This is a genomic window from Bacteroidota bacterium, assembly GCA_041658205.1.
GTDB lineage: Bacteria > Bacteroidota > Ignavibacteria > UBA10030 > UBA8401 > UBA8401.
The window spans coordinates 353,557-372,273 of sequence record JBBAAO010000003.1 but is presented as its reverse complement, the minus strand read 5'-3'; the positions used below and the strand labels follow the sequence as shown (position 1 = coordinate 372,273).

General features: G+C 42.8%; 20 protein-coding genes. 2 read left to right on the top strand and 18 right to left on the bottom strand.

Annotated features, from left to right (window positions below; all coding sequences use genetic code 11):
• Positions 1 to 66: 66 nt before the first annotated feature.
• From WDA22_16675 to WDA22_16610, 14 genes are all read right to left on the bottom strand, one after another.
• Positions 67 to 969, bottom strand: a complete 903-nt coding sequence (locus WDA22_16675) for a cation diffusion facilitator family transporter (protein ID MFA5835115.1) — start codon at positions 967 to 969, stop codon at positions 67 to 69.
• 45 nt (positions 970 to 1,014) lie between these two features.
• The gene (locus WDA22_16670; protein MFA5835114.1) at positions 1,015 to 2,112 is read right to left on the bottom strand and encodes a PP2C family protein-serine/threonine phosphatase; all 1,098 of its coding nucleotides are present in this window, start codon (positions 2,110 to 2,112) and stop codon (positions 1,015 to 1,017) included.
• A gap of 136 nt (positions 2,113 to 2,248) precedes the next feature.
• Positions 2,249 to 3,526, bottom strand: a complete 1,278-nt coding sequence (locus tag WDA22_16665) for a tetratricopeptide repeat protein (GenBank protein ID MFA5835113.1) — start codon at positions 3,524 to 3,526, stop codon at positions 2,249 to 2,251.
• Between the two features lie 335 nt (positions 3,527 to 3,861).
• Complete coding sequence (locus tag WDA22_16660; protein ID MFA5835112.1) at positions 3,862 to 4,185, bottom strand: DUF5615 family PIN-like protein; 324 nt, start codon at positions 4,183 to 4,185, stop codon at positions 3,862 to 3,864.
• The gene (locus WDA22_16655; protein ID MFA5835111.1) at positions 4,169 to 4,399 is read right to left on the bottom strand and encodes a DUF433 domain-containing protein; all 231 of its coding nucleotides are present in this window, start codon (positions 4,397 to 4,399) and stop codon (positions 4,169 to 4,171) included. Before WDA22_16655 ends, WDA22_16660 begins: the two co-directional genes overlap by 17 nt.
• Before the next feature lie 64 nt (positions 4,400 to 4,463).
• Positions 4,464 to 5,345 (bottom strand): N-acetylmuramoyl-L-alanine amidase-like domain-containing protein, encoded by an 882-nt coding sequence (locus tag WDA22_16650; GenBank protein MFA5835110.1) that lies wholly within the window; start codon positions 5,343 to 5,345, stop codon positions 4,464 to 4,466.
• A 156-nt stretch (positions 5,346 to 5,501) separates the two neighbouring features.
• Positions 5,502 to 6,902: a replicative DNA helicase gene (gene dnaB / locus WDA22_16645; GenBank protein ID MFA5835109.1), complete on the bottom strand. Its 1,401-nt coding sequence runs from the start codon at positions 6,900 to 6,902 to the stop codon at positions 5,502 to 5,504.
• Positions 6,903 to 6,972: 70 nt separating this feature from the next.
• On the bottom strand, positions 6,973 to 7,773 hold the full coding sequence (locus WDA22_16640; GenBank protein ID MFA5835108.1) for a uracil-DNA glycosylase: 801 nt from the start codon (positions 7,771 to 7,773) through the stop codon (positions 6,973 to 6,975).
• Between the two features lie 36 nt (positions 7,774 to 7,809).
• Positions 7,810 to 9,018 carry a bifunctional phosphopantothenoylcysteine decarboxylase/phosphopantothenate--cysteine ligase CoaBC gene (gene coaBC, locus WDA22_16635; GenBank protein ID MFA5835107.1) on the bottom strand — a complete coding sequence of 403 codons (1,209 nt, stop codon included), beginning with the start codon at positions 9,016 to 9,018 and terminating at the stop codon, positions 7,810 to 7,812.
• Positions 9,019 to 9,077: 59 nt separating this feature from the next.
• Positions 9,078 to 9,389, bottom strand: coding sequence for a DNA-directed RNA polymerase subunit omega (locus tag WDA22_16630; GenBank protein ID MFA5835106.1), 312 nt, complete (start codon positions 9,387 to 9,389; stop codon positions 9,078 to 9,080).
• Between the two features lie 19 nt (positions 9,390 to 9,408).
• The gene (gene gmk / locus WDA22_16625; GenBank protein MFA5835105.1) at positions 9,409 to 9,975 is read right to left on the bottom strand and encodes a guanylate kinase; all 567 of its coding nucleotides are present in this window, start codon (positions 9,973 to 9,975) and stop codon (positions 9,409 to 9,411) included.
• Positions 9,972 to 10,196: a type II toxin-antitoxin system HicA family toxin gene (locus WDA22_16620; protein MFA5835104.1), complete on the bottom strand. Its 225-nt coding sequence runs from the start codon at positions 10,194 to 10,196 to the stop codon at positions 9,972 to 9,974. Before WDA22_16620 ends, gmk begins: the two co-directional genes overlap by 4 nt.
• Positions 10,193 to 10,399 carry a type II toxin-antitoxin system HicB family antitoxin gene (locus WDA22_16615; GenBank protein MFA5835103.1) on the bottom strand — a complete coding sequence of 69 codons (207 nt, stop codon included), beginning with the start codon at positions 10,397 to 10,399 and terminating at the stop codon, positions 10,193 to 10,195. The genes WDA22_16620 and WDA22_16615 overlap by 4 nt, the downstream gene beginning before the upstream one ends.
• 12 nt (positions 10,400 to 10,411) lie before the next feature.
• Positions 10,412 to 11,290, bottom strand: coding sequence for a YicC/YloC family endoribonuclease (locus WDA22_16610; GenBank protein MFA5835102.1), 879 nt, complete (start codon positions 11,288 to 11,290; stop codon positions 10,412 to 10,414).
• A 450-nt stretch (positions 11,291 to 11,740) separates the two neighbouring features.
• On the opposite strand from WDA22_16610, the gene WDA22_16605 reads away from it, so the two are divergent.
• Positions 11,741 to 13,138: an MBL fold metallo-hydrolase gene (locus WDA22_16605; protein ID MFA5835101.1), complete on the top strand. Its 1,398-nt coding sequence runs from the start codon at positions 11,741 to 11,743 to the stop codon at positions 13,136 to 13,138.
• A gap of 5 nt (positions 13,139 to 13,143) precedes the next feature.
• Here the strand turns inward: WDA22_16605 and WDA22_16600 are convergent, their stop codons facing one another.
• The 3 genes from WDA22_16600 to WDA22_16590 form a co-directional block, all read right to left on the bottom strand.
• Positions 13,144 to 13,599 carry a DUF1801 domain-containing protein gene (locus tag WDA22_16600; GenBank protein MFA5835100.1) on the bottom strand — a complete coding sequence of 152 codons (456 nt, stop codon included), beginning with the start codon at positions 13,597 to 13,599 and terminating at the stop codon, positions 13,144 to 13,146.
• Positions 13,600 to 13,671: 72 nt separating this feature from the next.
• A complete protein-coding gene (locus WDA22_16595; protein ID MFA5835099.1) occupies positions 13,672 to 14,148 on the bottom strand; it encodes an ester cyclase in 477 nt (158 codons plus the stop codon).
• Positions 14,149 to 14,253: 105 nt separating this feature from the next.
• Positions 14,254 to 16,548, bottom strand: coding sequence for a TonB-dependent receptor (locus WDA22_16590; GenBank protein MFA5835098.1), 2,295 nt, complete (start codon positions 16,546 to 16,548; stop codon positions 14,254 to 14,256).
• A gap of 30 nt (positions 16,549 to 16,578) precedes the next feature.
• Between WDA22_16590 and WDA22_16585 the strand changes: the two genes are divergently transcribed.
• Entirely contained in the window at positions 16,579 to 16,764 is a 186-nt protein-coding gene (locus WDA22_16585; GenBank protein ID MFA5835097.1) for a hypothetical protein, read from the top strand.
• 4 nt (positions 16,765 to 16,768) lie between these two features.
• Here WDA22_16585 and WDA22_16580 read toward each other — a convergent pair whose 3' ends face one another.
• Positions 16,769 to 18,697 carry a cellulase family glycosylhydrolase gene (locus tag WDA22_16580; GenBank protein ID MFA5835096.1) on the bottom strand — a complete coding sequence of 643 codons (1,929 nt, stop codon included), beginning with the start codon at positions 18,695 to 18,697 and terminating at the stop codon, positions 16,769 to 16,771.
• Positions 18,698 to 18,717 lie beyond the last annotated feature (20 nt).

Below are 18,717 nucleotides of genomic sequence, written 5' to 3'. Positions count from 1 at the left end.
ATATCATTTCCCCACGATGATAAGATGAATTCGAACAATATAAATTACCTCTTTACCAAATGATATTCAATTCGATCTGCGAACAGGAACATTCAGAAACGATTCCGGTTCGATATGGATCATCATATCCACAATGCGGGAATTTGTAGTGCAAACGGCATCTTTAACATTATGTCCAATCAAATGTCCTTCGCGGACTGTTAGACTGCCGTCCACAACAACATGCAGGTCAACGAAGTAGTCCAACCCCATTTTTCGCACATAACATTTTTCAAGTTTAATAACGCCAGCGACTGACCGAGCTGTTGCTCGCACCTGTTCTTCAATTTGCGGCGGTGGAGCAGCATCCATTACTTCATCCAGTGCCGGACGAAAAAGTGCGTGTGCGTTGAACATAATAATGGCCGAAGCAAATAATGCAGCCCAATCGTCGGCACTCTCAAATCCTTCGCCGCCGAGTAATGCAATAGAGATACCGATAAATGCAGCCATAGAAGTAATCGCATCACTACGATGATGCCACGCATCGGTTTTTACAACGGTGCTTTGCACATCTTCCGCTACACGAAAAACAAAACGAAACAATGATTCTTTTGTAATAACAACTACAATCAAAACAATCAGTGTAAAAGAAGCGGGAGCATGATGAGGAGTAATGATTTCGTGAATGCTTTGGGTAATGATGGTGACAGCCGCAGCAAACAATGAGAGGGCAACGACCATTGCGGCAATCGGTTCTGCTTTACCATGACCGTACGGATGGTTCTTATCCCTCGGTTTTAAAGCAATCCGAAGTCCACTCACAACAATCAAAGAGCTAACAACATCCGAAGCAGACTCGATTGCATCGGCAATTAATGCATATGAATTGCCGAAGAAGCCGGCGATTCCTTTAATCAATGCCAGTGCGGCATTAACAATAATGCCGATGATTGCGGAACGTATTCCTTTTTCTGCCGGATGAATCATGATAGAAGAAGATAATCAAAAATGAGGAAGAATCGGAGATGAGAATTACAGTTTTTGCGCTATAATAATCGAAAGATCGTCAAACGGAGTAGAAGTGCCGATGAAACGGTCAACATCGCGTAAGATAGCTGCTCCAATCTGTTCCGGGGTACCACTCACTGTGGAAAGAAGATTAATCAATCGGTCTTTGCCGAAAAATTCTCCCGTTTCATTTTTCGCTTCGGTTAATCCGTCTGAATAGAGAATGAAACGATCACCGGCGTTGAGATCAGCTCTCTGTTCTGTGAAAGTAATCGTCCGAGCGAGACCGAGTGCGGCATCACCTTTCACACATTCTTTTGTTGTCGACCCACGGACGATCAGTGCGGGAAAGTGTCCTGCGTTGACAAATGTGATTGTTCCGTTTTGTTCTGAACATTCTGCATAGATAAGCGACGAAAAAATATGCGAAGGACTATCGCGATGGACAATGGAATTGATTTTTCCAATCAGTTCCGGAAGGGAATGGATCTCTCCGGCAAGTGCACGGATTGTTGCCTGAAGCTTAGCTGTGATCAGTGCAGCGTGCAATCCTTTTCCCGCAACATCCGCCATGACAATACTGAATCGTTCTGAATCCGATTTTAAAAAATCAACCAGATCGCCGCAGACTTCATTTGCCGAGCGAGTGTACAACCACAAATTCCATCCCTTTACTTTTGGCATTCGTTCGGGCATCAACGACTCCTGGATTTTTCTTCCCGCTTCCAGCTCATCGTGAGCAAGAAGTTTATCCTTCAACTCCAGCAGAATCACCAGCACAAGCAAACCTCCCCCAAAGATAGCATTAAAATCGAGGCTGACGGAATTTCTACCACCGAACGAAGCTTGCACTCTCACAAGAAAAACTATTCCAATAATGAACATTATTTGTCTTGCAGGGGAAAGCTTTTGAAACATTGCCCGCAAAATCCAGCCGAATAGATACATCGAACGTTTGATATGCTTCATGTGCTTCAGCCGTTCGTGTTGTTCGTCGGTGAGATAAAACTCGGTTACCTCTTTTGAGCTTTTTCGAAAAGAATGGTACGCCTTTGATGTCGTGAGGTCGCTCTGAAGATTGTTGAAGAGATCGGTGATATTCTTGGTTTGCTTTCTAAACATAGCGTAAGATACGGTAAAAAGGGGAAAATGTTCATCCTTAGGGAGAGATTATTCGTTATTCCGGCGACCTGTCCGCCGTAATTTACTTTGAGGCGGAAAACTGGTCTAAAGGACTCCTTTGGAGAATCCAGATTCTTTATTTTTTCTTTTTTGCTTTCTTTAGATATTCAATCATCTTTTCCGCTGTGAACCGCTCTCCCTTTTTTGCCGGATTGTTCTCTGTCTTTTGGAGGAATGTGGTATACATTTGAATCGCTGTCTGGTGTTCCGACAGATTCAAATACGCCGTTCCCATAAAATAGTACGGATCGATGAGATCCGGATTTACATCCAAGGCACGCTGATAGGCTGCAATAGCTTTTCTCCATTGCGTCTTTTCAAGATGGTATGCCGCAATGTCGTTGTAAGTATAGGCGATAATTTCCGGATGCATTACGCGCACCGCATTATTGTACGCATGGATCACTAATTCCGGCATCTCCATCTTTTTATACACAAGCGCCAGGTTTCTGTAATACTGCGGATTCTCATCATCATTAAGGATGGCAAGTTGATAGGTCTCTGCCGAAGAGTCGTATTGTCCGGCAGAGTAATAGGCATATGCTAATTGTGCATAATACAAAGCATTGGTGGTATCCAAAGCGATGGCTCGTTTAAAGTACATTTTGGCATCCGAAAGCATTTCCAATTTTCGATAGCACTCACCAATCTGGAATTTCAGATCTTTGTTATCTCCCCGAAGTGAATCCGCTAATAAATAGTACGGCAGGGCATACGCATATCTTTTTTTTGCGCTGAGATAGTTGGAAATGCTAATCAGTGCCGGATAATAACGCGGATTTGTTGACAACGACAAACGGAGAAAGAAATAGGCAGAATCGGGTTCGTTCAAACGTTTTAAAGCTTCCGAGACATAATAGAGACTTAAAAAATCTCGCGGATTGCGATCGATCAGAGAAGAAAAAATCGCGATCTCTTTTTCCGGGTATTTTTTCTTTGCAGCGTAGGTTAATCCCAACTGGAAGCGGGCGGGAATATACGTACTGTCTATGGCAATACATTGTGTCAGTTGATCAATAGCATCGTCAAACAATCCGGACTGTGAAAGGAGCCGCGCATATTGATAGCGGTACTGCAATTTGGATGAATCGAGTGCGATGGCACGCTTCAAAAAATCTTGCGCGCGAAGCGGTTCGCTGAGAGCAGCGTAGCTCATGCCGAGAGAGAAGAGGAACTTTGCTGACAGAGAATCAATATTGTATTGCTTGGAGATCTCCATCAGTTTCCAATAGTTTCCTTCAGCATACAATGCAGCGGCGGTACTGTCTGCATTAATGCGTATGGATGAATTATTTTCTTGTCCAAATAGGAATGATGATACAAGGAGGAGAGCAACAGAATATCGTGTGAACATTTTTTCTCTAAGAAGATGAATGAATGGAGAAAGGGTACAAAAATTGAAGGTAAGAGGCAACCATCACAACAGACTTTCCAAATCTTTAAGATTTGGAAAGTCTTTACTTCAAAGATTAATTTCGTCTTGCATAGTTCCAGTCCATCATAGACGCTATTTTTATACGGTTTAAAACAAACGTTCCCAAACAGTTGCCCGTCGGAGTATTTGAGGCGGGGAGTTTGGGAACGAGAATTACATAACCCTAAACATTGGGCGGTCTATTACAATACTTCTGTCACTCTTGCCACAACCCCAAGGGGGATGGCTTCGCCATAATCTCCGTTTGATGTCTTTTATCTAACTTCGTTAAATTTGTCAAAATTATTTTTTTCTAAGATCAGAGCAACTTTCTTGATGAGCGATTGAAGCGTGCCGAGTCTATTGTTGACCGAATACAAAAGAAAAACAGTGATGTTATATTTGGTTAGATGTTGTTGGTGCCGAAGGTTCTTATCGAGCGTGATAAAAATATCAAAGTTGTTTGCGGCTAGGAGTGAAAGCAATTCTCCGTTTTTCTTTCCGTTCCATCCCATATCACGGACAGTGTGGACTTCAAAACCGGCGCCGAAGTCAATAGTGAGTTTTCGGGGAAGGTTCTCGTCAAGTAAAATTTTCATGCAAAACTTTTTCGGTGGTGAGCGTCTGTTTTGCCATTTCTAATACTTCAATAGCCTGCACTTTTGCAACGGAAGGGAAATCATCCAAAAATTCTTCCAATGTGTCGCCCCCTTCCCAGTAATCGAACAGTGTTTGAATGGGAACACGGGTTCCCATAAATACAGGTGTCCCGCCGAGAATTTCCGGATCAATATTTACTGATTTATATTTCATCGCTATTTTCTCCTCACAATCATCCCTCAAAAGTAAACACTCAATTATCGAAAGTCAAAAATACTTACACTTCATTCACTCTCGCCACAATAATCCCTGTCTGTTTGCTGTTCTTTGCAAGATAATCGTGTAACGGTTTCTCGGTGATCTGGACTTTCGAACCGGTGATCGGAGCGTGCATAAAGTGGAGTTTGCCGTCAATCTTTACCGCAACACCAGTGTGAGCAATATCCATCCCGGTGATGTTTGTTGTAATACCGATCAGATCACCATGGTTCACTTTGTCAGCGTACATGTGTACGTTACCCTTTGGTAAAAAATAATCTTTTCGTGCGTTGATCACATCTTCTTGTTGTTTAATAATCTTCAGGTTATCATCATCTGTTGCGAGGTTTTTGTAACTTTCGCGATGCTTTGTCATAAAATTAATCGGCTTCGGAATTTCAACGACATTCTTTTCGCCAAAAATATCCTTGGTGACAACTTTCATGATTCCTTTTTTCTCTCCGTTGAACCAATAATCGCTTGTATAGTGTAAACGGCTTGTGTATCCGTCAATTTTTCCTTCGCGGTAGCGGAGAAACTGCAACTGTGCCATATAATCTTCGAATGTTGTCTTTTTCATCTTAATGCAGCGAGCGAGGGTAACGCAGTTTTCGTAGAAGGTGACGCAATCCAATGCGCGGAGGTTCACCACTAATTTTTCTTCTGCTTCATCTTCCAGCGAGTGGGCAAGATAATCGGTACCGATGAATGATTTTCCGATTTCAACCATTACATCGCCGATCGGCTTGCCTGCCAATGATTGTGCAACGGCAAAATCGAATTTCATTTTGCAAATCTGTTCGTCCGTAAGATCTTGCATAAAGGCTCCGAATAATGATGTCGGAAGTGAAGTAGCAATGGCTGCGAGCGAGGATGATGCGATGAAGTTTCGTCGATTCATAAAAGACCCCTATAAATATTCCATTGAAGTGCTTGTCATTCTGACGTCGAGCGTAGCGAGACGGAAGAATCTGAGAGAAACTTGCTCAGATTCTTCATCCCGCATTTAGTAAAAATTATGAGCGGGATTCAGAATGACAATGATGAAAGAGTTTTCTTAAAATGCCGGTTCATTACTGACCGGAGGAGCATAATCATCAAACGTTGGAAGAGCGAGATTCTCAAATCGCGCATATTGATTGACGAATGCCAATTCCACTTCGCCTGTCGGTCCGTTACGCTGCTTGCCGATAATGATTTCAGCAATACCTTCCGCGGATGAGCCGTCATCGCGTGTTAATCCGAATTTTTCCGGGCGATGAATAAAGAGCACAACGTCCGCATCCTGCTCGATAGCGCCCGATTCGCGTAAGTTGGAAAGCATTGGCCGTTTATCGGATGACGTTTCGACTGCACGATTTAGTTGCGATAGTGCAACAACAGGAATATTAATTTCTTTAGCAAGCGCTTTTAAAGACCGCGAGATTTGCGAAATTTCCTGCTCGCGGCTTTGGGCGTTTTTCGGCCCTGCCATCAATTGTAAATAATCGATAATGATCATGCTAATATCGTGTTCCGCTTTTAACCGGCGCGCTTTTGCGCGAAGTTCAAGAATGGAAAGAGCGGGAGTATCATCAATAAAAATTTTTGCGTTATAGAGTTTTCCAATACGAGTGCTCAAGTTACGCCATTGTTCTTCCGGCAATCTGCCTGTGCGAACGCTCTGCGCATCAACGCGCGCTTCCGCGCAAATAAGACGAAGAACCAATTGCTGAGTAGACATTTCCAGAGAGAAGAAACCGATCGATTTTCCGTGGTCAATAGCCGCATTACGTGCGAGAGAAAGTACGAACGCTGTCTTTCCCATAGAAGGACGGGCGGCAACAATAATCATATCCGAATTTTGGAATCCACCCGTCATCGCATCCAGCGCAGTAAAACCAGACGGGACGCCGGTGACGCCGCTGTGTTTGCCGTGGATACTTTCGAGCATTTCCATGGTTGAAAAGACCGCTTCTTTCATCGGTACAAAAGTCTTTTTCATTCTCTTTTCGGAGATTTGGAAAATTTTATTTTCCGCTTCATCCAAAAGATCCAGCGCATCATCCTGTTCATTAAAAGCACGACTGGTAATTTCCGTACTGGTGGAGATGAGATTCCGAAGGAGAGCCTTTTCCAAAACGATCTTTGCGTGATATTCCACATTCGCGGCAGATGTTACGCGCATTGTCAAATCGGAAATGTAGAGAGGACCGCCGACACTGTCCAACTTTCCGGCACGGCGAAGTTCTTCCACAACAGTGATGGAATCCGCCGCTTCGTTTTTTTCGAACAGGGAGATGATTGCTTTAAAGATCTCCACATGAGCAGGTTTATAAAATGCATCCTCGTCCAGGATTTCGAGCGAATGGGAAATTGCCTCTTTTTCCATCAGCATTGCTCCCAGCACGGACATTTCCACATCCATTGCCTGCGGTGGTACGCGTCCTGAAGATTGTTCTATATTTTGGTCAGCCATAATTTCAATGATCAGTGAACATTAATCAATTACCTTATTCCTGAATCAGGAACGACTGTATGCTGATTGATTATTGTTTATTGTTAATTGTTTCATCATACATTTTTCTCAGCTTCTGCACATCTTCCCATGTTGGGCGTTTCCAGTTCGGATTTCTCAACAGTGCTGCGGGATGATACGTAACAAACGTCGGTACGCCATGATAATTGTGAACAGATGCGCGCAAATTAGTGAGAGACTCTTCTGTTTTTAACAATGTCTGCGCCGCTGTGAGTCCGAGACAGAGAATAAATTTTGGTTTGATCAGCTCAATCTGTTTCCACAAATACGGTTCGCACTGTTCCACTTCGTCCGGATGAGGGCGGCGGTTTTCCGGCGGACGACATTTTAAAATATTTGCGATATACACTTCTTCACGTTTAAAATTAACTGCTTCTAAAATCTTATTCAGCAATTGTCCCGCACGTCCTACGAATGGTTCGCCTTGCTTATCTTCATCTGCTCCCGGCGCTTCACCAATCACCAGGAGATCTGCTTTTGGATTGCCGACGCCAAAGACAAACTTCGTCCGTGTAGTACCAAGTCTGCACTTTGTGCAGTTACAGATATGCCTGTTCAGATCGTCCAACTTTACATCGGATTGCCACGGTTCGTTAGATTTTTTTTGTGTTTGAACAATGTTGATTGGTTCTGGTGGAGTTTCGATCTTCTTTTTTGCAGCCATAGGTTCTTCTTTTTTTTCGGCAATTGCGGTTAGTGATGTTTTTGTTACTATCGTTTCATGATAGAGGGAATTGCCGAACAACAGTTGTTCCTGCTGTAAAAATCGCTGTGCGTCTGATAAAATTTTTTCGATTTCAGATTCAGGCATGTGATAAGAAAATTTTATGCTTTCGTGCCTTTGTGGCTATACAATTGTCTTTATGTGATTCAAGATCTCCACGGCAACATCAAACTTCGGCATTTTTGGAAGTTTCTTCACCGTTCCTTTGCGATCGATCAATGTAACGACATTTGTATCGGTACCGAACGCAGCTCCTTTATCTTTTGTTGAATTCAACACAATTAGGTCAAGATTTTTCTTCTGCAATTTTTGTTGTGCGTTGGCAAGTTCGTTTTCCGTTTCGAGGGCAAAACCGACAAGAATCTGTTTTTTTGATTTTTTCTCACCAATCGATTTTAAGATGTCTGGAGTCGATCGGAGCTCAATCGTCATTCCGGCTGAGTGTTTTTTGATTTTCTCTTTCGCCTGTGTTACGGGGGAATAATCCGCAACAGCGGCAGACATGATTATCACATCCTGTTTTTTTGCGTGTGCCATCACAGCGCTGTACATTTCTTCCGCAGTTTCAACATCGATCCTTTTCACATTCTTTGGTGTTCCAAGCGTAACTGGTCCACTTATTAACGTTACGTCGGCGCCGCGCAGAGCAGCCGCGTTAGCAATGGCAAATCCCATCTTACCGGAAGAACGATTACCGATGAATCGAACAGGATCGATTGGTTCATGCGTCGGTCCGGCGGTGATGAGAATCTTTTTCTTCTTCAAATCCTGCGGCGTTTTTTGGAGAACATCATTCACATACTCAACAATTGTTTCCGGTTCCGGTAATCGTCCCATGCCAACAAGACCGCTTGCCAGTTCGCCGCTTTCGGGTAAAATAATGAAGCATCCTCGCGCACGAAGCGTTGTCAGATTATCCTGTGTTGCAGGGTGTTCCCACATGTCCAAATCCATTGCCGGCGCAATAATTAACGGAGCGCGAAGGGCAAGAATAGTGGAGGAGAGAGCATCTTCAGCATAACCATGTGTAATATGAGCAATAGTATTCGCGGTGGCGGGAGCAACAAGCATCACATCGGCCCAGAGACCAATATCGATATGTTTCACACCGAGATTAGTCGAACCTTTTTTGTTTTCCGGCCAGAGGGAAACAACAACTTCTTCCTGCGAAAGCGTTGAGAAGGTAAGCGGGGTGACGAATTCGGTTGCCGACGGGGACATCATGACGCGAACGTTCGCACCGGCTTTTTTCAGGAGCCGAACAACGGTGCACATTTTGTAGACGGAAATTCCGCCAGTGACACCAAGAGCGATATTTTTGCCGGCCAGCATGGGGAAAAAGGTAACACCATCCAGATTGATAAAAACCTGGATGGTGTCGATGAGAAAAATTATTTCTTTACTTCGGGTTCTTTATAGCGAAATTCGAGTTTATCTTTCATCAACTCGTCAATCGCTTCTTCGGTCGGTTTTGGACGAGCTTCAAATTCCAAGCTGACTTTCAACTGGTCTGGATTGGAGATTTCTTCATCCATGTCGTCATTCGCATTGGGAAGAGCGACAAGATTTTCAATGCGCTGTGAGAATTCCATCTTTGTCTCTTCGTTAATCTGACGAGCTCGTTTGGAAAGAACCACGATCGCTTCGTACACATTCGCCGCTTTTGCTTCAAGATTTTTTATCTCGAGGGTTTTAATTGCCATTACCGTTACCTCTATTGTGTTATGATGTAATATGTTTCGTAATTATCGAATTTACTTCTGCTATTGCTTCCTCTAACGCGTCGTTTACCACCTTCGCGTCGAATTGTTTTCCTGTTTCCATCTCCATCGCCGCACGCTGCAGCCGCTTTTGGATCTTCTGATCATCTTCTGTCTTGCGGTTTCGCAAGCGCTGCTCTAATACTTCTAAACTAGGCGGTGCGATGAAGATTAAAACACTTTCCTTCGGATACATATTCCGTATGGAGAGCGCTCCTTTGACATCCACATCGAACACCATCGAATGTCCTGCCGCTAATGACCGATCGACCTCGCGCTTTAATGTTCCGTAATGATTGTCGAAGAAAAACTCGTGTTCGACAAATCCTCCGCTGGCAATCAGATCTTCAAACTCCTGTTTCGAAAGAAAGAAATAATCCTTTCCATTCACTTCCCCGGGGCGCATTCCGCGTGTCGTCGCAGAAACAGAAAATTCAAATTCCGGATGTTTCTTCAGCAGCGGCTTGATGATGGATGTTTTACCACCACCGCTGGGTGATGCAAATGCAAAAAGTTTTGCTGAACTCATCGATGTTTCAAAAATTCTTCAATTGTTAACCCGATATCTTTAGCAATTTGCCGCAACAATATAGGGGAAATATCTCTACCTTTGTGAAACGGAACCGTAGTCATACGCCCGTCGGCATGTTGAAATTGCTTATGGGAACCCTTTTGACGAATTTCAATAAAACCGATGGATACCAAAATTTTTATAACTTCTGTCGGCCTGAGAACAGGAATGTTGCTCATACCGTAATCATTTGTGTCCCGATAAATTCGGCTTCAAGCTTAGGTTCCCCGCCCTCTAAAATCATCTCGACAACTTCTTGAAGATTATTCTTCAATTCGTCGAGTGTTTCTCCCTGCGAATGTGCCCCCGGAAATCCGGGGATGTATCCGACAAACAATCCTGTATCAGAATCTTTTTCAAGAACAGCGGTGAATGTTTTCATTCTCTACCTCCGTTATTCAATATTCTGCAGTTGCTCTCTGATTTTTTCCAATTCTTCTTTGATGCTAACGACGATATGGGCAATCTCTACATCGTTGCATTTTGAGCCGATTGTGTTTGCTTCACGGTTCATTTCCTGTATCAGAAAGTTCAGTTTGCGCCCTTCGGATTCCTTCGATTGCAACGCTTCAAGGAAAAACTTATTATGACTGCGGAATCGGACACATTCTTCCGTCACATCCAGTTTTTCGGAAAGGATAGCGATCTCCAATTCCAAACGCTGATTATTAATGATACTCTTATCTTCCACCAGCTGCAACACCCGATCATTTAACCGTTTACGCTCTTCGGGGATTCGTTTTTTTGAGAGCTGTTCAACCGTATCAATATTCTTGTTGATCTTTTGAATCCGTTCTTTTGAATCACGCGAGAGTTCTGCTCCCTCTTTTTCCCGCATCTTTTTTAGCGAGTCTACAGCTTTTGACAGTGCCTGCTGGAACACTTTCCATTCTGTTTCATCTTCTTGCACTTCTTTCGTCTCAAAAATTTCAGAGAAATGGAGCAGGTGTTCAAGGCTTACAGGAGCTTTAATCTTTGCCGTCTTACGCAATTGCTCAAGTACGGTATAAATTTCTTTTGCTCGCTTTTTATCAACAGCAATCGGAAGTTCGCCATCACTTTCATCTTCTTTTATTACGCTTAACGAAATCTTTCCGCGGGCCACCTTGGACTTGATGAGTTCTTTGATCTCATTCTCGCGTTGGGAGATTGTTCTTGGGGCGCGGGTTGAGATCTCTAAAAAGCGGTTGTTCACACTGCGAAGTTCTACGATAAATGTGACCCCTTTTGAGGAAGCCTCACCTTTACCGAAACCGGTCATACTTTCGATCATAGTCAGAAAACGATTAATCTTCCGAAGTCATCAAGACAACGCAAGCGTGTATATCCATTGATAAAAAAACCTTTAGAGAATTACTCCAAAGGCCGAGATTTTCTATACAAAAATACGAAAAATCGAAAGGGCAGACAAGAAAAACCTTTCCACCCCAATTCACAGGTTATCCACATTCTTTTGGGTGAGAAAGGCAAGAATATTTAGTGTTTTTGAAGATATTTTACTACGGTTGATAACTTCAACGAACGTAGCGATGAAAAATAAGGAGTTATAACCGACGGTATAATGATTTGGATTATATGATCTTGAATTTAGTAGAAGATTATATTATCCGTTTTCAAAAACAGCTCGGAAATTGAATCTTGATAAGAGGGCATTCGTTTAGTATTATCAAAGGAACAACTTCCGCTATACATTTTTTATTGATCCATCACTTCGAATTTACCTATGGAACTACAATTTATTGGCGCTGCCCGCACGGTTACCGGTTCAATGCATCTGCTTCATGTCAACGGAAAACAAATTTTGCTTGATTGCGGTATGTTTCAGGGGCGACGAGCGGAGACCTATGAACGGAATAAAAATTTTCCTTTTGATCCAACAACAATTGATGCTGTTGTACTTTCTCATGCTCATATCGATCATGCCGGCAATCTTCCCAATTTGGTAAAGAATGGATTTGCAGGGAAAATTTTTTGCACTCCTGCTACCGCTGATCTTTGCCGGATTATGCTGATGGACAGCGCACACATCCAGGAGAAGGATGTTGAATTTGTCAATAAACGAAGGGCGAAAAAAAGACTACTTCCGATTGAACCACTCTATAATACTGAAGATGTTCAGCCGATGCTCGATTTGCTGGTGGAAATACCATATAGAACGGACTTTGAAGTACTCAACGGAGTTTCGGGAAAATATTTTGATGCCGGGCATATCCTCGGGTCAGCTTCCGTTCATCTGACGATCGAGGAAAAAGGGAAAAAGACTTTTCACCTTGGATTTACCGGCGATGTCGGCAGACCGAATCTTCCCATTCTGCGCGATCCTGAATTTATGGGAAATGTTTCTGCCCTCATATGCGAAAGTACATATGGCGGAAAACTCCATGCACCGCCTGAGGAGTCTTCCAAAAAATTATTAGAAGTGGTGAAACGGACGATGGATCGGGGAGGGAAGATTATTGTTCCGTCGTTCAGCGTCGGAAGAACGCAGGATCTGGTTTACCAATTAAATAATTTAAAGAACGAAGGATTACTTCCAGACATCCCGGTGTATGTGGATAGTCCTCTCTCCATGAAGGCAACGGAGATTTTCCGTAAACATCCCGAATGTTTCGACGAAGAGACAAATAAAATCTTAAAAAGTGATGACGATGTGTTCGGATTTGAACGATTGCATTTTATCCGCGAGGCAGAGGAGTCCAAAACGTTAAATGATAAGCGGGAACCATGTATGATTATTGCTGCTTCGGGAATGTGCGAAGCGGGGCGTATTGTACATCATCTAAACAACAACATTGAAAATCCGAACAACACTGTGTTGATTGTCGGTTACCAGGCGGAACACACGTTAGGGAAGAAAATTGTTGATAGAAATCCGGAGATTTCCATCTTTGGTGAAGTGAAAAAATTGAATTGCGAAGTGGTGGTAATGAATTCTTTTAGCGCTCACGCAGATAATAACGAATTACTCGGTTATATGGCGCCATTCGACAAATCGATGCTGAAGAATATTTTTCTTGTCCATGGCGATCTGGAGCGAGCGGAACGGTTTGCGGCTTCCTTAACGGAGAATAAATTCAAGCAGATTGATATTCCGGAGCGAATGCAAAAATTTGAACTGTAACAACACTATCGTTTGATATTTTTTTCGTAGATTGTGATCCAATCCTTTGCGGACATTTTTCCCGCCAATTCGCCGATCAGTTTAATCGGTATCTGATCAGGTTTTTTAAAGCGAAGACAACTCTTTCCCATATCAATTTTGGTTTTGACCAATTTTGAATATTCCTTTGTAAACCAATTGAGCAACTTCTTGTCGGCATACATTCCCATATGATAAACCGCAATGAAGTTTTTCTGTGACGCAATGTTCATAAAGGGAAGTGGCAGTTTCGGGTTGCAATGATATCCATCCGGATACATTGAATGGGGAACGACGTATCCAAGCATTCCATAATTCATCACTTCCACAAATCCTTTCGGAAGATTTTTGAGAATAACTTTCCGCAGTTCCATCATTACCGGTTTCCGTTCTTCCGGCAGGTTTGTCATATATTCCTCTGGTGTAAGCGCAGCGGATTGCATATACGAATTATGTTTTGTGGAAGGAGAAATTGTTTATTGATGCGTTGTCATTACCGAAGTTGAAAATGTGTATTACAACGTTTTTTTCTTTCGTCGGATTATTTTTTGTACCGATTTCTTTTTTGAGGGGACGCGCACTTTCTTTTTTGGCAATTGTTCCAGGATACCTCTCATGTCGAAAAATGCCCACATTCCTTCGATCTGCCCATTCTCTATATAAAAGATATCCGTTCCGGTAATGGAACTGTGTTTGTGAGTCGGTTCGATTTCTCGAAACGCATGTTCGTGGGTTCCCGTCATCCTCCACACCACCACTACCTGATTATCTTCGGCAATTTCATTTTCGATCGAAAAATACAGGTCGGGAAAAGCATTCCGCGCCGAAGCAACAAAATCATAAATCCGTTCCGGCATACCCCGCATTGGTTTCATGGCGGGACCGGAAAAAATAAACGAGGGGGAAAAAAGTTCCTTAATAAGATCGTAATTCCCCTTATTCAAAACCTCAGTAAAATAACGGCGAACGAGAGATTTATTTTTCTCAGGCATAGCACCTCCCCAAGAACTGTTACGCGAAAAGTAACAAAGTTCGGATAGAGGAGCAAGCTATTTGACAAGGTAAAATACCCTTTGTTCACGGCTGATTTTTAACATTTACAGTTCATATTCTACCCCGAAGATTGGTAGGAGATTCCACTGATAAATGGTATTCAGTTTATTCTCTTTCTCATTCCAAAAATAGGTAGCCACATTTTTTTGATTGTACACATTCCATGCACTAAGATAGAGGACGAGATTGGAGTGTTCAAAATGGAACCGTTTATCAAATCGAACATTCATGGAATGATATGCAGGATAGCGTGATCCATTGATCTTGTTGCTGTTGAATATTCCTCGTTTCAGTTGAGAGGATTGTGTTAAATCGAACGGAGTGTACGGAGTTCCTCCGGCATAGATCCATCGCGCGCTGAACTCCCACTCCGAATTTGGTTTATATCCCCCTTCAGCGCTAAGGATGATACGATTGTCGAAAACCCGATTTCTCCAGACATCATCCGCCCCTTTATATTCTGTTCGAAACAGTGTTGCACTTACAATTCCATAAAAATCCTTCGCGAGTTTTTTTTGAAGTGTTAGTTCAATACCGCGCGAACGCGCCTTACCGTCATTGCTTAACGGTTTGTGATGAAAATATAATCCGTTACGATAGAAGATCTCATCCACAAGGAAGAGAGATGGATCTGAAGGATCGACCGGAAAATCATAATATTCCTTTTGATAGATTTCCACACTTGCTTTGGCAGCTTCGCCGAGGATATGATCAATACCGACAATGTAATGGACTGCGTACGGATCATGAAGAGATTTGTTCGCTGCAGATTGTACAAGGAGCGACAGCGGCATATTTTGATAGTACATACCCGATGCAAGTTTGAAAGAGGTGAGATCGTTCAGTTGATAGGAAAGAGAAAGTCGTGGAGAAACAGTAACTCGATCATTAAAAGAAAAATAATCAGCTCGAGTACCGATTGTCGCCGTTAATCCTTCAAACAGTCGGACGATGTATGTGAAAAATGCGCCTATCTTTACTTCGTTAACATTATTTCCGATGGAGGCGGGTGTTGTTGAATCACCGAATGCGGTTGAATATGCACCAAATGCATTATCATATGTTTGCATCAACTGTTTTGCTTCCCCGCCAAACTCCAACGAATGTGATTCTGAGATTCGAAGGTGATTGCTATTTCGGATGCCGATGGAAGCTTCCGTTGAATGATTCCTCACCAGAGGCAATCCAGTGTTGGTTTCAAAAAAATCTTCTTGCGCTATTGTTGCTTGATAACCAACTGTAGTCATTGAATAGAAATTACCACTCCACAAAGCTCTCCATGCAATACCTCCGGCGGTTTGATATATATCCTGATTGCCATAATAGAGCATATCATTTTCCTCGGCAACACTTCGTGTTGGATTGTTGTGATCGTCTCCGTTGATGAAAATAAGACTGAGTTTGTGTTGTTGTGAAAGATCGTAGGTGATCTTTCCTTGTATGTCGCCATATCGCGGTACAACCGATGTTCCGATATCGAAGATCTTTACGACATAATCCAAATAACTTCGTCTGGCGGAAAGAAGGTACGATCCTTTTTCTCCGATCGGTCCTTCCACAACGCCCCCGAATCCCATAATACTCAGATCGAACTGTCCGTCAAATTCATTCCTGTTTCCTTCCCGCATTTTTAAATCGAGAATCGAAGAAAGTTTGTCACCATACGCCGCAGAAAATCCGCCGGTATAAAAATTCACTTCGTCGATGAGATCAACATTTATCATTCCAATCGGTCCTCCGGTTGCTCCTTGTGTGGGGAAGTGGTTGATGTTGGGAATTTCGATGCCATCAAGATAAAAAGCATTTTCCAACGGACTTCCGCCGCGGACGATAAGACTGTTGGATTGGTCATTCACTTTTGCCAGACTTGGCAGAGTCATAATCACCCGGCTGATGTCGCCGCCGGAACCAGGTGCACGACGAATTTCTTCAGCGCTGAATGATGTAATGCTCAGCGGCTGAACATCATTTTGTTGAAAATATCCGGCGGTGATTGTTACTTGTTCCGATTCGAGTGCCTGTTCAAACAAGGATCCGGAGACTGTTGTGATCCGCTGTGAACGGATGATAATATCTGTCTTTGTTGCGGTGGCATAGCCCACCATTCGCATTTGCACAGAGTAATTTCCCACAGGTACATTCTTGATTGAAAATTTCCCATCTGTATCGGTAATAGATCCAATGGTTGTATTCAAAAGAACGATATTTGCACCAATCAGCGGCGATTTGGTTGCGTGATCGAGGACAATTCCTTCGATGGTCCCAGTTAAATGCTGTTGCGAAAAAAGAAAAAATGAAGAAAGTATTAATACAAAAAATGATTTGAACAGTTGTTTCATTGTTTCTCCAAAACTATTAATCCATAATCGATGATCATTACAGAACAAAATTACGATATATCGCCGGAGTATTCGCTTTTACCGATGGGTTTGAACGTGGAAAGGTGGTTCAGTCCGATTGGGATGAACGGGAGAGATAAATATCCGCAAACGCTGAAGAGTATCACGGATATTTTTCTGCATCTTTTAGCGCAATCGATGAAAGAAAGTTTTTAATCCTCTATTTCAAAAATACAAGTTTTCGGGTTTGTATAAATGTGCCTGCCTGTATTCTATAATAATAGATCCCACCCGAGAGATGTGGAGTCCATTGTACTTGATGTGTTCCTGGATCGGTCACTTCATTGATGAGTGTTACTACATGTTGACCAAGAACAGTAAAGATCTGTAATGTTACGTGCGAAGAAGCAGGTACATCAAACCGAATTGTTGTGCTCGGATTAAAAGGATTGGGGTAATTTTGATACAGTGTGAATTGTTGTGGTACAACAGATGATTGTTGAACAAGCGATGGAGTATGACGTATGAGGCGAATATCATCCAGCCAAATTTCTTTTCCGAGAAAGCTGCTTTGTTCCGCCACAATTTCGAAACGGTCGATCGCTTTCCAATCGAACGCGCCAATGGGATTATACCAAATGCTGTCCCATGAACCATGTTCGGTAAATGATGAAAGTGGAATTTGAACGTGATGCCAGGAGTTGTCCCAAGGTACAGTTGCGGCATTCATTGTCTTTCGCATTCGCCAAGGATGATCGGAGGGGCCTGTTTTGGTATCGATAAAGCGAACGTCGAATTGCAGTTCCGGTACACCGTTTCGCACACGAAATTCCAATGCATATCCCGAGTCCTTAAGAATGGAAAGATCTTTATTTGGAAGAAAATTAAATCCGATATGTTGGTACTGCAGCGCATCGTTCCAGCGGATGCAATATTTTCCTTCCGCCGGTACATCGGTTGAATAAAAATCCAATGTGGTACTTGGAGAATTATGCGATTTTAATATATGCGCACCAATGTAATCTCGATACAGATCAAATCCTGTTGTATCAGGAGTGATGGTGAACTGTTTCTGCGGAGGAACATTGAAACCGAGAGCAGAGACCAACGGAATATTCAGATCATACTCGAACAATTCCTGCGATCCGGATTTGAATAGACCAAAGCCCCCTTGATAATCCCACATGGTCCAACCAATTCCCTTTTCTTGTAAGTACGTCCGGATTAGCTCGTACCATATTACTCGATCCTGATTATTGCTGTTGGGAATATAGACACCGAACTCACCGCAAAAGAGAGGGACATTCCGGTTGCTTTGAAAATTTGCTGCAATATCGATGAGCGATTTTACTTTAGCGACTGTACCGTTAGCAGCGTAATTGTTAAAATCATTTTGCACCCATGTTCTGACTAACGCGGGAGGAAATGGAGGCATGTGTGTCACATCATACGGAAACGGAATACCGGTCAACGGAACAAGTGATGGATTTGCCCAGCTTGCCCCTTGATGCGTGAACAGAAACGGGTCATAAAAATGAAACGTATAGATCAGATTTGTATCTGCATACGCGGTCATCAGATTGAGATTGTGGTAACTATTCCACCCGGCGGGACCGACGATGATGGTATGTTTCAAATCAATGGAACGGATGGAATCTATGACCACTTTCTGGATAATGTTCCAGACATCATCACCAATTCCGTGCGGTTCGTTTAATATTTCATAATAGACCAACTTAGAACGATGCTTCATATGTTCAGCAACTTGTTTCCATACTGGAACAAGAATATTTCCAACATGCGGCGAGGTATTCACGGCAGGATCGAAACTATGATTATCAATAATAATATGAAGACCGAGTTCTTCCGCCCAGTCTACAGCCGCATCAAGAAAATCGAATAGCAGAGGATCGACAATATATGCCGGGCTTCCGCTTGTCATGGAATGCATATTTATGGGAAGTCGGATGACATCGCAGCCAAGAGATTTGATATTGGCAAAGTCCGTTTTGGTGTACTTTGAAAATTGAATATCGCGTGCGTTTGCTTCTTGAAACCAGTTGGTGAGATTGACACCGCGCGAAAAGGGGAGTTGACCCCCGTGAAGGAGAGAAAGTATGAAGAAAATAGAAAAAATAAATTTTATCATGGTAATCTGTGGCGAAAAAA

Bases quoted from the DNA above. Each gene is read 5' to 3' on its own strand.
- WDA22_16675 (MFA5835115.1), bottom strand. From the start codon at position 969: ATGATTCATCCGGCAGAAAAAGGAATACGTTCCGCAATCATCGGCATT.
- WDA22_16670 (MFA5835114.1), bottom strand. From the start codon at position 2,112: ATGTTTAGAAAGCAAACCAAGAATATCACCGATCTCTTCAACAATCTT.
- WDA22_16665 (MFA5835113.1), bottom strand. From the start codon at position 3,526: ATGTTCACACGATATTCTGTTGCTCTCCTCCTTGTATCATCATTCCTA.
- WDA22_16660 (MFA5835112.1), bottom strand. From the start codon at position 4,185: ATGAAAATTTTACTTGACGAGAACCTTCCCCGAAAACTCACTATTGAC.
- WDA22_16655 (MFA5835111.1), bottom strand. From the start codon at position 4,399: ATGAAATATAAATCAGTAAATATTGATCCGGAAATTCTCGGCGGGACA.
- WDA22_16650 (MFA5835110.1), bottom strand. From the start codon at position 5,345: ATGAATCGACGAAACTTCATCGCATCATCCTCGCTCGCAGCCATTGCT.
- dnaB (MFA5835109.1), bottom strand. From the start codon at position 6,902: ATGGCTGACCAAAATATAGAACAATCTTCAGGACGCGTACCACCGCAG.
- WDA22_16640 (MFA5835108.1), bottom strand. From the start codon at position 7,773: ATGCCTGAATCTGAAATCGAAAAAATTTTATCAGACGCACAGCGATTT.
- coaBC (MFA5835107.1), bottom strand. From the start codon at position 9,018: ATGCTGGCCGGCAAAAATATCGCTCTTGGTGTCACTGGCGGAATTTCC.
- WDA22_16630 (MFA5835106.1), bottom strand. From the start codon at position 9,389: ATGGCAATTAAAACCCTCGAGATAAAAAATCTTGAAGCAAAAGCGGCG.
- gmk (MFA5835105.1), bottom strand. From the start codon at position 9,975: ATGAGTTCAGCAAAACTTTTTGCATTTGCATCACCCAGCGGTGGTGGT.
- WDA22_16620 (MFA5835104.1), bottom strand. From the start codon at position 10,196: ATGAGCAACATTCCTGTTCTCAGGCCGACAGAAGTTATAAAAATTTTG.
- WDA22_16615 (MFA5835103.1), bottom strand. From the start codon at position 10,399: ATGAAAACATTCACCGCTGTTCTTGAAAAAGATTCTGATACAGGATTG.
- WDA22_16610 (MFA5835102.1), bottom strand. From the start codon at position 11,290: ATGATCGAAAGTATGACCGGTTTCGGTAAAGGTGAGGCTTCCTCAAAA.
- WDA22_16605 (MFA5835101.1), top strand. From the start codon at position 11,741: ATGGAACTACAATTTATTGGCGCTGCCCGCACGGTTACCGGTTCAATG.
- WDA22_16600 (MFA5835100.1), bottom strand. From the start codon at position 13,599: ATGCAATCCGCTGCGCTTACACCAGAGGAATATATGACAAACCTGCCG.
- WDA22_16595 (MFA5835099.1), bottom strand. From the start codon at position 14,148: ATGCCTGAGAAAAATAAATCTCTCGTTCGCCGTTATTTTACTGAGGTT.
- WDA22_16590 (MFA5835098.1), bottom strand. From the start codon at position 16,548: ATGAAACAACTGTTCAAATCATTTTTTGTATTAATACTTTCTTCATTT.
- WDA22_16585 (MFA5835097.1), top strand. From the start codon at position 16,579: ATGATCATTACAGAACAAAATTACGATATATCGCCGGAGTATTCGCTT.
- WDA22_16580 (MFA5835096.1), bottom strand. From the start codon at position 18,697: ATGATAAAATTTATTTTTTCTATTTTCTTCATACTTTCTCTCCTTCAC.